11 protein-coding genes and 1 pseudogene are annotated in these 13,866 nt (G+C 65.3%); 4 read left to right on the top strand and 8 right to left on the bottom strand.

Features of this window, described 5'->3' with window-relative positions:
- Positions 1-45 precede the first annotated feature (45 nt).
- Positions 46-201: a hypothetical protein gene (locus ACE10X_RS40005; RefSeq protein ID WP_157788058.1), complete on the top strand. Its 156-nt coding sequence runs from the start codon at positions 46-48 to the stop codon at positions 199-201.
- Positions 202-230: 29 nt separating this feature from the next.
- Positions 231-443 (top strand): hypothetical protein, encoded by a 213-nt coding sequence (locus ACE10X_RS40000; RefSeq protein ID WP_028333636.1) that lies wholly within the window; start codon positions 231-233, stop codon positions 441-443.
- Between the two features lie 54 nt (positions 444-497).
- Here the strand turns inward: ACE10X_RS40000 and ACE10X_RS39995 are convergent, their stop codons facing one another.
- Positions 498-1,055, bottom strand: a complete 558-nt coding sequence (locus tag ACE10X_RS39995) for an HNH endonuclease (protein ID WP_016845270.1) — start codon at positions 1,053-1,055, stop codon at positions 498-500.
- Positions 1,056-1,246: 191 nt separating this feature from the next.
- On the opposite strand from ACE10X_RS39995, the gene ACE10X_RS39990 reads away from it, so the two are divergent.
- Positions 1,247-3,001, top strand: a complete 1,755-nt coding sequence (locus tag ACE10X_RS39990; protein ID WP_304557244.1) for a chloride channel protein — start codon at positions 1,247-1,249, stop codon at positions 2,999-3,001.
- A 162-nt stretch (positions 3,002-3,163) separates the two neighbouring features.
- Here ACE10X_RS39990 and ACE10X_RS39985 read toward each other — a convergent pair whose 3' ends face one another.
- From ACE10X_RS39985 to ACE10X_RS39960, 6 genes are all read right to left on the bottom strand, one after another.
- Complete coding sequence (locus tag ACE10X_RS39985; protein WP_038386675.1) at positions 3,164-4,141, bottom strand: peptidyl-alpha-hydroxyglycine alpha-amidating lyase family protein; 978 nt, start codon at positions 4,139-4,141, stop codon at positions 3,164-3,166.
- A 133-nt stretch (positions 4,142-4,274) separates the two neighbouring features.
- Positions 4,275-6,062: a flavin-containing monooxygenase gene (locus ACE10X_RS39980; protein WP_375763684.1), complete on the bottom strand. Its 1,788-nt coding sequence runs from the start codon at positions 6,060-6,062 to the stop codon at positions 4,275-4,277.
- Positions 6,063-6,173: 111 nt separating this feature from the next.
- Entirely contained in the window at positions 6,174-7,259 is a 1,086-nt protein-coding gene (locus ACE10X_RS39975) for a DUF2855 family protein (protein ID WP_375763683.1), read from the bottom strand.
- Between the two features lie 105 nt (positions 7,260-7,364).
- Positions 7,365-8,882 (bottom strand): acyl-CoA synthetase, encoded by a 1,518-nt coding sequence (locus tag ACE10X_RS39970; protein WP_038386678.1) that lies wholly within the window; start codon positions 8,880-8,882, stop codon positions 7,365-7,367.
- 15 nt (positions 8,883-8,897) lie between these two features.
- The gene (locus ACE10X_RS39965) at positions 8,898-10,088 is read right to left on the bottom strand and encodes an ABC transporter substrate-binding protein (RefSeq protein ID WP_038386679.1); all 1,191 of its coding nucleotides are present in this window, start codon (positions 10,086-10,088) and stop codon (positions 8,898-8,900) included.
- A gap of 29 nt (positions 10,089-10,117) precedes the next feature.
- The gene (locus ACE10X_RS39960; RefSeq protein ID WP_038386689.1) at positions 10,118-11,089 is read right to left on the bottom strand and encodes a nitronate monooxygenase family protein; all 972 of its coding nucleotides are present in this window, start codon (positions 11,087-11,089) and stop codon (positions 10,118-10,120) included.
- Between the two features lie 177 nt (positions 11,090-11,266).
- Between ACE10X_RS39960 and ACE10X_RS39955 the strand changes: the two are divergent.
- A pseudogene (locus ACE10X_RS39955) lies at positions 11,267-12,153 on the top strand (LysR family transcriptional regulator).
- Positions 12,154-12,162: 9 nt separating this feature from the next.
- On the opposite strand, the gene ACE10X_RS39950 reads toward ACE10X_RS39955, so the two are convergent.
- Positions 12,163-13,725, bottom strand: a complete 1,563-nt coding sequence (locus tag ACE10X_RS39950) for a glycosyl hydrolase family 17 protein (RefSeq protein ID WP_038386681.1) — start codon at positions 13,723-13,725, stop codon at positions 12,163-12,165.
- Positions 13,726-13,866: the final 141 nt, after the last annotated feature.

The following is a 13,866-nucleotide window of genomic DNA, read 5'->3' as shown; positions in this document are numbered from 1 at the left end:
AGGCTTCGAGAACAAGGCTTCGAGAGCAAGGCTTGGAGAGACCGAATGGATATGGGCCTTGAAATCATCTACGGCATCGGAGCGCTCGTGCTTCTGACCGCTTTGATCTTCGGCGTGCTTCAGCACCATTTTCGCAGCAGGCGCGCGGTGCAGGCCGGCGAGGAGGTCGTCCGCGAGAGATACAAGCGGAATGAGACCTGACGCAGCGCCGCTGGCGCAAGGAGGAGACGATGGGATTGGCTCAATATGCGGTGATTGCGGCCGGCGAGGAATGGGGCGTCCTGCACGACGGCAATCTCAACGGCGGATACGCCACCAAGGAAGCTGCATTCGAATCGGCGGCGGCCGCCGCGGCTCTGGCGATCAGGATGGGGCATGAGGTTCACGTCAGCGTTCCCGGACGCGAGGAGGGCGAGGCAGCCCTCACCAAGCGGCCCGCCTGAAACCACAGCAGTACGGCTTGCATTCGGTGTGAGGACGACGCGGACCAGCGCGCTCTACGGATCGAGCTCAGTATCCCAGTAGAGATAATCGAGCCAGCTCTCGTGCAGATAGTTCGGCGGAAACAGCCGGCCGTTGCGATGCAACTGATGCACGGTCGGGGCGTAGGGCGTCTGCTTCGGAAACATCTTGGCCTGCTGCGGCGTGAGATTGCCCTTGCGCAAATTGCAGGGCGAGCAGGCGGCGACGACGTTCTCCCAAGTGGTCTGGCCACCCTTGCTGCGCGGAATGATGTGATCGAAGGTGAGGTCGTCGCCCGACAGGCAATACTGGCAGCTGAATCGGTCGCGTAGGAAAACGTTGAACCGGGTGAAGGCGGGGTGGGTGGTCGGCTTGACGAAAGACTTGAGGGATACGACGCTCGGCAGCTGGATTTCGAAGGAAGGACTTCGTACCGCCCGGTCGTAATATTCGACGATGTTGACACGATCGAGGAACACCGCCTTGATCGCGTCCTGCCAGGACCAGAGCGACAGCGGGTAATAACTCAGCGGCCGGAAGTCCGCATTCAAGACCAGTACCGGCCAACCGCCTTGCGAGACATGTGCGTTCAAATAACGCTCCTGACTCCCATTAACTGCGAAGCAGCATGCACTCACATACTACAGGCAGCGTGACGGGATTGTGAAGAGCAATGAGCGGCTTATCCGCCGCGCCCTGCCATGTTCCTGCCCCGATTGCCTCCCGCCCGCGAGGCCCGTAAAGGGAGCCGCAAGGCCCTGTCGGCCAGTGACGGACCCTGCCGATGACCACGACGTCGAGCTATCTCGAGGCGCCGCGCCGGTTGCGCGCGTTCGTGCGCGCGCACGAGACGAGCCTTGTGGTGCTGGCGGTGCTGATCGGCGCTATTGGCGGCCTCGTGGTGGCGGTCATGAGCGGCCTCGTCACGGTGCTGCATTCGGTGCTGTTCAATCTGCCGCTCGGCGACCGGTTGTCGAGCCAGCCCAGCATCGATCCCGTGCGCGCGCTTGTGGTTCCCACGATCGGCGGCCTGCTGCTGGGATTTGCGTTCCTTCTGTTGCTCCGGGTCCGGCCGGCCCGCGAAATCGACCCGATCGAGGCCAACGCGCTTTATGGCGGGCGGATGTCGTTCCGCGGCAGCGTGATCGTGGCGCTGCAGACGATCTGGTCGAGCGGCGTCGGCGGCTCGGTCGGGCTCGAGGCCGGCTATACCCAGCTCTCCAGCGGCCTCGCCGCCTCGCTCGGCCGCGGCTTTCACCTCCGCCGCAACGACCAGCGAATCATGGTGGGCTGCGGCGCGGCAGCGGCGATCGCCGGCGCCTTCAGCGCGCCGCTTGCGGGCGCCTTCTACGCTTTCGAACTTGTGATCGGTGGCTATACGCCGGCCAGTCTGACCCCGGTCGGCGTGGCGGCGGTGACCGGCTACTTCGTCGCCCATGCCTTCGAGCCGCTGCCGCTCGGCGTCGGCGTCGGAACCGTCGGCGATGTGCTCGGGCGGGATCTTGCGATCGCCGCGCTGCTCGGCATGGTCGCGGCGCTGACCGGGATCGCGATCATGCGCGGGGTCACGCTTTGCGAGGCGCTGCTGACCAAGAGCCGGCTGTGGCCGCCGTTGCGGCCGGCGCTCGGCGGGGTTGCGGTCGGCGCGATGGCGCTCTTGACGCCGCAGGTGATGTCGTCGGGCCACGGCGCGCTGCGCTTCGCGGGCATCGTGGCGATGCCGCTTGCCTTCATCGCCGGCGTGTTCGCGCTGAAGGCGGTGGCCTCGATCGTTTCGCTCGGCTCGGGCTTCCGTGGCGGCTTGTTCTTCGCCACGCTGTTCATGGGCGCGCTCGGCGGCCGGCTGTTCGCCGCCGGCGTCGATATCGTGTGGCCGGGGCTGAACCTCGACCCCAATGCCTATGCGGTGATCGGCATGAGCGCGCTGTCGGCCTCGGTGATCGGCGGCCCGCTCACGATGTCGTTCATCGCGCTGGAGTCCACCGGCAACCTCTGGCTCACGACCGCGGTGCTGGTCGCGGTCATCATCTCGACCACGATCACGCGCGAGCTGTTCGGCTATTCGTTCGCGACCTGGCGTTTGCATCTGCGCGGAGAGACCATCCGCAGCGCCGCCGATATCGGCTGGATCCGCGATCTCACGGTCGGCAAGATGATGCGGCAGGACATGACGACGGTGAATGCCGCGATGCCGATCGAGGCGTTCCGCGAGGAATTCCCGCCGGGCTCGAAGACCCAGGTCGTCGCGGTCGACGGCGAGGGGCAATACGCCGGGCTCGCGCTGGTCGCCGAAGCGCACGCGCCGGATCTCGAGGCCGACAAGGGGCTTGCCGCCATTCTGCGCTACGCCGACGTGGTGCTGCATCCCGGCATGAACGTCCAGGAGGCGATCGCGGTGTTCGACGCCGCGGAAGCGGAATCCCTCGCCGTGGTCGAGGGCGACCGGCGGCCGATCGGCCTGCTCACCGAAGCGCACGCCATGCGGCGCTATGCGGAAGAATCCGAGCTGCGCCGCCGCGAGGTGATCGGCGAGATTTGATTGCGCGGGAGCGCTTTTCGACCCGTCATCCTGAGGAGCCGCGAAGCGGCGTCTCGAAGGATGCACGGCCCCGCTGGTGGCCGTCGACCCTTCGAGACGCGCGCGATGCGCCTCCTCAAGGTGACGGTGATATAGTAGGCGCTCTGCTTCAATACAGCGCGGCTACCCCGTCACCTTCTCCAGCTTCTGCAGGCATCGCGTCACACGCACTGCGGCCGGCATCTCGGTGTCCGGAAAGCTGGTCTTCCAGTCGGTGACGCCGACCTCGCCGACATAGATGTCGCCGCGTGAATCCAGCGCGATGCCGTGCGGCGCCAGGAATTTTCCGGTCTCGACGCCGGGGCCTTGCTCGCCGCCGAGCCGCGCGATGCGCTTTCCGGTGTGATCCACGATCGACAGCCTCGGGCCGAGATTGGGCACCTTGCGATTGACGGCCATGCCGGGGCCGAGCTCGCCGATCACGAAGTTCGGCTGCTTGCCGCCGCCGCAGCAGCACAGCGCGCAGGGCCGGTGCAGGTTGTTCCACTGCGTCTCGTATTTGCCGTTGCCGTCGAACACCTGGACGCGGTGATTCTCGCGGTCGGCGACGTAGACCCAGCCGTCGGCGTCGGTCGCGATGTTGTGCACGATGTTGAACTGGCCGGGATCGGTGCCGGGCTCGCCCCAGGTTTTGATCAGCTTGCCATCCGGCGTGTATTTGTGGACGCAGGCATTGCCGTAGCCATCGGAGACATAGATCTCACCCTTCGGCGACAGCGCGGTGTGGGTGCAGCGATGGAACGGCTCGCCGCTCATGAACGGCGCCGGCTTGTTCGGGATCCCGATCGTCAGCAGCACCTTGCCGTCGGTCGAGCATTTGCGCACGGTGTGGTCGCCGTCATCGGTGCAATAGAGATTGTCGTCGGCCTCGATATGCAGGCCGTGCGCGCGCGAGAACACGCCTTCGCCCCAGCTGTTGATGAAATTCCCCTCGCGGTCGAGCACCACCATCGGATGGTCCCCGCGGTTGAAGACATAGACGCGGTCCTTGCTGTCGACCGCGACGGAGGCGACATCGGTCAGGCTCCAGCCGTCGGGCAGCTTTGCGAAATTGTCAACGACGCGGTAGCGGTGTTCGCCGGTGCCGAGGGTGGTTGGCATTGGCTTATCTCCTTGTTTTCGTCATTCCGGGATGCGCGCAGCACAGGCCCGGAATCCATTGGTCCGCAGAGGTTGTGGTTTCGATGGATTCCGGGCTCGCGCTGCGCGCGCCCCGGAATGACGGTGGTGGGAGCTACGAAAGATCCGCCTGTGGCCCGACGTCGCGCGGCAACAGGCCTTCCTCGATCGCCTTGATCTGCAATGCGAGATAGCGCGAGTTGATGCGGCATTGTGCGAGGCTGCCGGCGATGAACCACAGGCCGGGCTGTGGCGTGCGGGTGTACATATTGCGCAGCTCCTGGCCGTCGCCAAAGCCCCAGATTGGGCCGACGCGCGCGGCCATCGCCTCGCCGAACAGTCTTTTCACCAGCTCTTCCTGCGGCCGGTAGCCGGTCGCAAGCACGATCAGGTCGGCGGCAACGATCTCGCCGTTTTTCAGCCGCGCGCCCTCGCTTACGAAGGTCTCGATGTCGGCGAATTGCTGCAGGTCGACCGCACCGCTCGCGACGAGATCGGAGCAGCCGACGTTGAAGTAATAGCCGCCGCCGCGGGTCAGGTACTTGAACTGCCAGCCGGTACCGCCATCGCCGAAATCAAGCTTGAAGCCCTTGCGCGCGAGGCCGTCGAGCAGCGGCTTGTCGAGTTGCTTCGACTGCTCGGTCATCAGCACATGGCTGCGCTTGGCGAGCACGAGCGGCATCGAGGTCGCGATCAGATCATTGTCCTCGAGCGTACCTTCATTGTGTGCAGCATAGGCGAGCTGCGCCGACGGCTCGATATTGGTGATCAGCGTCGAGGAGCGCTGCACCAGCGTGACGTCGGCGCCCGAGGAGTGCAGGTCCTGCGCGATGTCGTGGCCGCTGTTGCCGGTGCCGATCACGAGCGCCCGCTTGCCGGTCCAGCTCTCGCCGTCCTCGTAGCGGCTGGAATGCATGACCTTGCCGGAAAAATTCTTCAAACCGGGAATATCGGGCAGATTGGGGATGCCGCTGACGCCGGTCGCCATCACGACATGGCGCGGCTGTATCTTGCGTGTCGTGCCGTCGGCGCGGCGCAGCTCGACGGTCCAACGCCCCGTTGCGTCGTCATAGCTGCCGCCGACAAATTCCGCGCCGGTCCAGAAGTTCAGCTCCATGGCATCGACATAGGATTCGAACCAGTTGGCGAGCTTGTCCTTCGGGATGTAGGTCGGCCAGTTCGGCGGGAATGGCATGTAGGGCAGGTGATTGACCTGCACCTGGTTGTGCAGGGTCAGCGCGTGATAGCGCTTGCGCCAATTGTCGCCGACGCGCGCCTCGCGGTCCACGATCAGCGCGTCGATCTTGAGCTGTTGCAGCCGCGCGGCGATCGCAAGCCCGGCCTGTCCGCCGCCGACCACCAGCACATCGGGATCGCGGTCGGCATATTCGGCGGATGCCTTGCGCAGGTCGAGCCAGTTGGGACCGCGGAAGTCGCGCGAATAGGCCTGTCCGCGCGGCCTGGTGTGGCCCTGCTGTTCCTCAAAACCCTTCAGCTCCTCGAGCGCGGTCAGCAAGGTCCAGGCCTTCAGGCGATCGTCGTCGGCGGCATCAGGGATCAGCCGCACGATGCCGTGGCCGCGGCCAACCGCCGTCTCGAATTTGAAGATCGCCTCGATCGCATGGGTACCAGCGCGCGTCACCCGTCGGGGCGGGGCGCGATCGGCATCGATGCGGAAGTCATGCGGCGCGCTGTGACGCGCATGCGCCGGCAGCTCCTCGATGATCGCGAAGGCCCGGTTGACGGTCTGGATGTTCCAGCTCAGCGCCAGCACGTCGCGCCAGTAGCTGTCGGGATGGAACAGCGGCTTCAGCAGCACATCGTCGGGGCTGGCCAGCGCATCTTCGAACTGCACGAGCCAATTGTCGGCGGCGACCGAAATATCGTCCGTCTTGTCGAGCATTGAGCGTTTCTCGTCATCGGCCGCCTTGCTGACGTTTTCTTGGCGGCGTTCCCTTTCCGCAAAGCCTATACCTATTCGAAGGCACGCAGAAAGGGCGCGACGAGATAGCGCCTATTCGGCCAGCGACAGGATCAGGCCTTGATCCGGCGGAACGCGGCCCTGCAGGGTATCGAGATAGGCCTCGCGCACCGCGGCCGGGCCGCGCCGCTCGACCACATCAAGCCATTTCGGCAGATGCGGCACGAGCTCGGCCCAAGCGGCGCCAAAACGCTGGTCGATGCCGCCGGGACCCCATTCCTTGGCGCGCTTGCGGATCTGGTCCGGCGCGAAGAACCACACCGGCTTGGCGCCGGGCAGCGTGGGCTCCTCCGCCTCGCTGGCGCGATGCGTCAGCCCGACCCGGCCGGAATAGACCATCTGCGCGCCGAAGTGCCGGTGCAGGGCCTCGCGGAGCGCACTGTTGCCGGCCATGTCGACGTAGGCTGTAGGTTCGGCCGACGGGATCGCGGTGACCTGATCGTAGGTGACGACCTCGTCGTAGCAGCCGAGCGAGCTGACGAAATCGACATTGCCCCTGGAGGTCAGCCCGATCACCGGGATACCCCGTTTGTGCACGAGATGGGCGAGCCCGAACGCGGTCTTGCTCGAGGCCGACGACAGGATGACGCGGCGTGCGCCGTAGAACGCATTCTCGGCCAGGAAGTCGTCGACCAGGAAGGACAGCATGAACAGCGGCAGCAACAGCGCGCGGAAATCGCCCTGCCGGCCGGCATAGGTCGGATCGCCGGAGACGCGGGCATAGGCGTTGTAGACCGGCGAGACCTCCTGCCGGTGCGCGGCGCCGTCGCGCAGGCCGCGCTTGCTGACGTCGGCCGCCTCGATCACGAGATGGGTCGCCATCGGGAAATAGCCGAACAGCGTCTCGCCGGCTGCGATCATGGGATGTTTCGATGCCAGCACCTCGCCAAAGCCCCACACCGGGATGATGCCGTAGCCCTCGGGCGCCGAGAACAGGTGCCAGTATTTCAACTGCTCGCCGATTACGGCATAGGTGATGTTGTTGGCGGTGAAGGCGAAGCGGGTCACCTTCACCAGCAGCGCATCGGCCCGCAGCGCCGCGGCGTCGGGCAACTGCGTCTCGATCACCTTGCATTGCTGCAGATCGTTGCGGATGACGATGAAGTCGGTCGAGTTCATGGCGGATGATCCGGGCCTTTGGTGCACCGGCATCGTTGCGTCGGTCGCCGGCCTTTTGCAACAGCAACTAAGTTTCAAACGCCGTTCGCTTCGCCGTCACATCGCTCAGCCGAGCTGTCCTTCGCGGTAGAGGTCGCGCAGCTTGCGCTTGAAGATCTTGCCGGTGGCCTCGCGCGGCAACGCGTCCATGAAGCGGATATCCTTCGGCACCTTGAAATTGGCGAGCTTGTCGCGGAGGAAATCCTGGATCGCCGCAACCGAAAGCGTGCTGCCTGCTTCCGGCTCGACGCAGGCGAACAGCCGCTCGCCGTACTCGTCGTCGGGGACGCCGAACACCGCGCAGTCGCGGACGCCTGCCATGCCGATCAGGGCATTCTCGATCTCGGCGGGATAGATGTTGACGCCGCCCGAGATCACCATGTCGCGCTTGCGGTCGCACAGGAACAGATAGCCGTCAGCGTCGAGATAGCCGACATCGCCGACGCTGATCAGGCCGTCGTGATCGGCCTCGGCGCGTGCCTTGGCATTGCCGTGATAGTCGAAGTCCGAGATCAACGTCTGACGCATGAAGATCTCGCCGGGCTCGCCGACGTCGCATTGCGTCCCGTCGGGCCGGAAGGTCTTGACGATGCCGCCTTCGATCGCGCGGCCGACGGTGCCGGGCTTGGCCAGCGCTTCGGCTGACGAATGCCAGACCGGGATGCCGGTCTCGGTCGAGCCGAGATATTCGTTGATGACCGGCCCCCACCACTCGATCATCGCGCGCTTGACGTCGACGGGGCAGGGCGCCGCGCCGTGGACGATGAAGCGCAGCGACGACATGTCGTAGCGGCGCCGCGTCTCCTCGGGCAGGCGCAGCAGCCGCACGAACATCGTCGGCACCATATGCATGTGGGTGACACGGTGGCGTTCGATCAGTTGCAGCAGATCCTCCGGATCGAAGCGCGGCTCGAGCACGATCACGCAGCCGTTGCGGAACGCGAGCATCCCGTAGGAGTGCGGCGCCGAATGGTACATCGGGCCGTTCATCAGGATCACCTGATCCTCGTTCGGCTTGACGCCGTAGGTGATGGCGCCGACGCGGGCGGCCGCCGCCTGCTGCTCTGATGGCATCGGCTTGCGCCGCACGCCCTTCGGCAGTCCTGTTGTGCCCGAGGTGTAGAACATCGGCGCCGCGCCGATCGGTGCGTCGGTCAGCGGTGGGTGCGTCTCGCGCCAGACGTCCCAGTCGGTCATGCCGGCGGGTACGCGCGTGAGCGCCGGCGCCACTCCGTAGGCCGCGGCGATCTCTGGCGGCGTCGTCACCACCAGCAGCTTGGTTGCCGGCGGCAGGCCGTCGCGGATCTGCGGCAACAGATCGGCGTGGCAGACCAGCGTGTCGGCGCCGCTGTCGGACAGGATGTAGGCGACCTCGTCGGCCTTCAGATGCCAGTTGATCGGCACCACCGGGCTGCCGAGCGCGGCCGAGGCCGCGACCACCTCGAACAGCGCGAAATCGTTGCGCAGCATCATGCCGACCGGCTTGCCGCACTGCACGCCGAGTGCCCGGAAGCCGCTGGCCGCCCGCGTGATGCGGGCGTGAATGTCGCCGTAGCTGACCTGTCTGTCGCCGCTGATGATCATGTCGCGCCTCGTCTTCTAGCGATCGTCCAGGATCTCGCCGAAGCTGATCCAGCTCTTGCCGTTGAACCGGCGCAGCCGCAACTGCTGGAACGGCAGATAGTCGTCCGGCCCGGTCGATACCGTCATGCCCGGCAACAATAGCGGCAGCGGAACGTCGCGCAATGACGCCGCCTGGCGCATGATGTTCTCGCGGCTGAAATCGTTGTTGCACGCTTTCAGCACGGCCATCAGCAGCGTCGCATAATGATAGCCCGCCGAGTAGTTCGAGTTGCTGAGGTCCGCATTGGGCAGGTACTGCTTCATGAAGGCAAGATAGTCCTTCACGGCGGGATCGTCGGCCCATTGCGCGTCCATCGTGTCCTTCTGGTTGCTGGACGAGATCAGGCCGACCGCGTTCTCGAGCCCGGCGGGCTCCAGGAACGAGATCGACGACGCTGAGGTCGGCACGAAGAACAGATCCGGCTTCCAGCCGATCTCGGCCACGCCCTTGATCATCTGCGGCGTGAACTTGCCGAGCACGACGCCGAACAGCACATCGGCACCGGACGCCTTCAGGGTCGCGAGCTGCGAGCTGATGGTGGGCGCCGAAGTCTCGTAGCTCGCTTCCGCGACGATCATGCTCGCGGCCTTGCCGCCGAGCGCGCGCTTGAAGCCGGCGATATAGTCGCGGCCGAAATCGTCGTTCTGCGCAAGTATCGCGATCTTCGCGTCGGGCTTGGCCTGCAGCACATATTTAGCATAGACCACGCCCTCGGATTCGTAGGAGGCCATGCCTGGCATGGTCCACGGATAGGTCTTCGGGTCGGCCCATTTGGTCGCGCCGCTCAGCACGAACAATTGCGGGATCTTCTTGGTGTTTAGATAGCGGTGCACGGCGTTGTTGGTGGCGGTTCCGAGCGAGCCGAACATCATCAGCACCTCCTCCTGCTCCACCAGCTTGCGGGTCTGCTCGACGGTCTTCGGCGGCGAATAGGCGTCGTCCAGCGTGATGAACTTCACCGGCCGGCCGTTGATGCCGCCCTCTGCATTGACCTTCGCGAAAAACGCTTCCTGGGCCCGGCCGATGGTCCCGAAGCCGGAGACCGGTCCGCTATAGGGCAGCGTCTGGCCGATCCGGATCGCCTCGTTGCCGTTGTCGGCTGCGGCCGTGCTGACGATCGCGCAGACCGCAAGCGCGGCTGCCAGCGCGTGTTCCGCTCGTTTCATGGTTCACTCCCGGACTTTGTGAAACAGCGTCAGGCGCTGGCGCGCAGGAAGTCGCCGCGCGCCGCGGCGAACTCGGACTTTAGCCGCGCCACCAGTTCGGCGACCGGCGGGGCATCGGAGATCTGGCCGATGCCCTGGCCCGAGCCCCAGATGTCGCGCCAGGCCTTGGCCTTCATGTTGCCGCCGGAGCCGAAGTTCATCCTGGATTTGTCGGCGACCGGCAGATTGCCCGGATCGAGCCCTGCCGCCGCGATCGACGGTCCGAGATAGTTGCCGTGCACGCCGGTGAACAGGTTCGAATAGACGATGTCGTGCGCGGCGTATTCGGTCAGCGCCTGCTTGTACCTGATATCGGCGTTGGCTTCTTCGGTGGCGATGAAGCGGGTGCCGATATAGGCGAGGTCGGCGCCGAGCGCGAGCGCGGATGCGATGCTCCAGCCGTCGGAGATCGCGCCCGACAGCAGGATCGTGCCGTTGAACCACTGCTTGACCTCGCGCACCAGCGCGAACGGCGACAGCGTGCCGGCGTGTCCGCCGGCGCCGGCACAGACCAGGATCAGGCCGTCGACGCCCTGCTCGGCGGCCTTGCGCGCGTGCTTCACGTTGATGACGTCGTGGAACACCACGCCGCCGTAGGAGTGCGCGGCCTCGACGATCTCGGACGGCGGGCGCAGCGAGGTGATGATCACGGGCACCTTGTGCTTTACGCAGATTTCCATGTCGCGCATCAGGCGGTCGTTGGACGCATGGCAGATCTGGTTGACGGCGTAGGGCGCGACCTTCTTCTCCGGATGCAGCGCCTGGTACTCGCCGAGCTCGTTCTCGATCTGGGTCAGCCATTCGTCGAGCTTCTCGACCGGCCGGGCGTTCAGCGCCGGGAACGAGCCGACGATGCCGGCCTTGCACTGCGCGATCACGAGCTCGGGCCCCGAGACGATGAACAGCGGGGAGCCGACGACCGGCAGTTCAAGCTTGTTGGCGAGCGAAGCGGGTAGCGTCATTTTCGGATCCTCCATGCGCCGCCCGGCCGGCGGCCGGGACGGATCGCGATTTGTTATGATGGCTGGAGCGGCGGCTCTCTTGGCGCGGCAATATAAGGCTGGACGGCTGCGTCATGGCGTTCAATATTGAACATTGGATCGACCAGAAATGAACGATGTCGCAGGAAGGGAAGCGGCATGGACTGGGAACTTTGCAAGACATTCGTCGCGGTGGCGGAGACGCGCAGCCTTGCCGGGGCGGCGCGGCGGCTGCGCATCAGCCACCCCACCGTCGGTCGCAACGTCGCGGCGCTCGAGCGGCAACTCGGGACCCGCCTGTTCGCGCGTTCCAATGACGGCCTGTCGCTGACGTCGCATGGCCGCAAATTCCGCGAGCACGCCGAAGCGATGGCCGCGGCGGCGCTCCGCGCGGAGGCGGCCGCGTCCGCCACCGGCGAGCAGGCGCGCGGCGTCGTGAAGTTGTCGATCGGCGCGACGCTGGCCGCGCACTGGCTGATGCCGCGCCTCGGCCCGTTCCTGCGCGATCACGCCAACATCCAGCTCGAGATCATCACCCATCCGTTCCCGGCCAGCGTGCGCCGCCGCGAGGCGGACGTGGTGCTAAGGCCGGTCGATGCGGGCGAGGAGAACCTGATCGGGCGCAAGATCGGGCGGCTCGGCACCGGCTTCTACGCTTCCCGCGACTATGCGGCAGGGCGCAAGCTGCCGGAGCGGCGGGACAGTGGCGGGGCCACCATGTGATCGGTTTTGCCGACCAGGCCTCGAACGCGCATCTGGCGCGCTGGAGCGACGTCATCACGCGGCAGGGCACGCTGGTGATGCGCTGTTCCTCGCAGGGCGACATGCTTGCGGCGGCGCGGGCCGGGCTCGGGATTTGCGCGCTGTCCTGCCTGGTCGGGGCCGACTACCCCGATCTGGTGCGGGTCGCGCCGCAAAAGCTCTCGAGCCTCTCCGATCTCTGGCTGCTCGCCCATCCCGATCTGGTCGAGCTTCCCGCGGTGCGCGCCGTCATCGGCTTCGTCACCGACTGCGCGCGCGAGGACCGCGTCAGGCTGCGCGGCTAGAGCGCGTTGTCAGGCACGCGCCCGCAACAGCGTCACCGCGAGCAAGACAAAGGCCGCGCAGGTCCACAGCGACTGCCAGTTCTCCGGCCCTTCGTTGAATCCTGTGTAGATCGCCGTTGCAACGAAAATGCCGGCAAAGATCGACTCCGCCAGGGGGCGGATTCCCTTGGTGGGAGGATTGAGCAGCGTCACGGCGGCAAAGGGCACCGCCGCCATGGTGAGGGGCGCAAAGGGAAAGTCAATGAAGCGCGGGTCGAACACGAGGCCGATCGCGGTCGCCGTGCCGATCACGACGGTGATCATCAAGGCCAGTCCGTGCATGGTCACCAGCACCGATTCAGTGTGGTGACCCTTCGGACCCAACACTTCGAAAAAACTGGGCGGTGCGCGACCCGACATCAGGGCGTTGGCGCTCAACAGCGGCGAAGCCGTGGCCGCCACCAGCAGCGAGCCCCACACAAGCCAGCCTCCCGTTCCGTAGCTTTCATAGACCAATCTTTGCTCGGCGACGCCAAACAGGATGCCAGCCGTGGTCGCCGATAGCGCGACCGCAAGCCATGACACGAATGCGGGCTTTCTCGGCTTGCGGCGCAAGGTCAGCCAAGCCGCGCCGAAGACGAGGATCGCCAGGCCCATTCCGCTGACCATTTGCAGCTTCCAGAGCGGAAAATTGCTGACCGGCTGGCCCGGCGGATATTTCGGCATGCGCTGCTCGGAATCGAACAGGCCCCAGGAGCCGCCGACCGTGCCCTCGATCTCCCGCTTCCATCCTTCATCATAGGCCTCGAACAGGTTGACGCGGAAATGCTCGCGCCGGGCAAGGTCGAGGACCTCCGAAACCACTCGCGCCTGATTGACGCGGGACGGCAGCGCGGACTCGCGCATGCGCCCCTCGCTCGGCCAACCGATCTCTCCGATAAAGATTTCCTTGCCTGGAAACGCCGCCGCGATCTGCCGGCGCATCTCGTTGGCGTGAGCGGCGGCATCTTCCGCCCGGATTGGAACATTCTCCCAGTACGGCAGGATATGAACAGTGACGAAGTCGACCGCGTCGGAAAGTTCGCGATTGCTCAGCCAGAATTCCCAGACGTCGGCATAGGTGACGGGGACGGAGACCTGCGCCTTGATCGAGCGGATGGTGGCGGCGAGGTCGGACGCCGACATTTCCTTGCGTAGCAAGACCTCGTTGCCGACCACGAGTGCAATGATCGTATCCGGATATTCCTTGGCGAGGCGGATCGCGGTTGCGACCTGCGTTGCATTCTTCTTGCGGTCCCGATCGAGGAAAATGCCCTGAATGACCTTCAGCCCCGCCTTGGCCGCGAGTGCGGGAATCTGATCGAGACCAAGATCGGTCGCGTAGGTGCGGATACAGTCGGAAATCTTCGCGAGTTGGGCGAGGTCTTCCGCGATCTGTTCCGGCGAGACCTGTGTCGCCGGCGAAAGTGATGTCTGATTGTTACGGAACGGCGCGTACGAGATGCACTGCACCTTGTCGTTCGGATCGATCGGCGCGCGCGGCAGGTTGACCGGGATGCCGAGCCACCACCACACCGCGGCGATCGCGCCCAAGGATACCGAAAGAAGCGTCAGCGGGATACGGAGAGAAATCAGGTCCGTCTCCTTGCAATAAGGACGTGCTGCGCGTGCTAAATGGGCGAGGCCGGCAAATTGAAAAAGTATCTGTCTACTGATTCTATATCACGCGATCAC

Source organism: Bradyrhizobium sp. Pha-3, from assembly GCF_042258325.1.
Classification (GTDB): domain Bacteria; phylum Pseudomonadota; class Alphaproteobacteria; order Rhizobiales; family Xanthobacteraceae; genus Bradyrhizobium; species Bradyrhizobium elkanii.
Note: the sequence above shows the minus strand (reverse complement) of the source record. Positions and strands in the feature narration are given on the sequence as shown.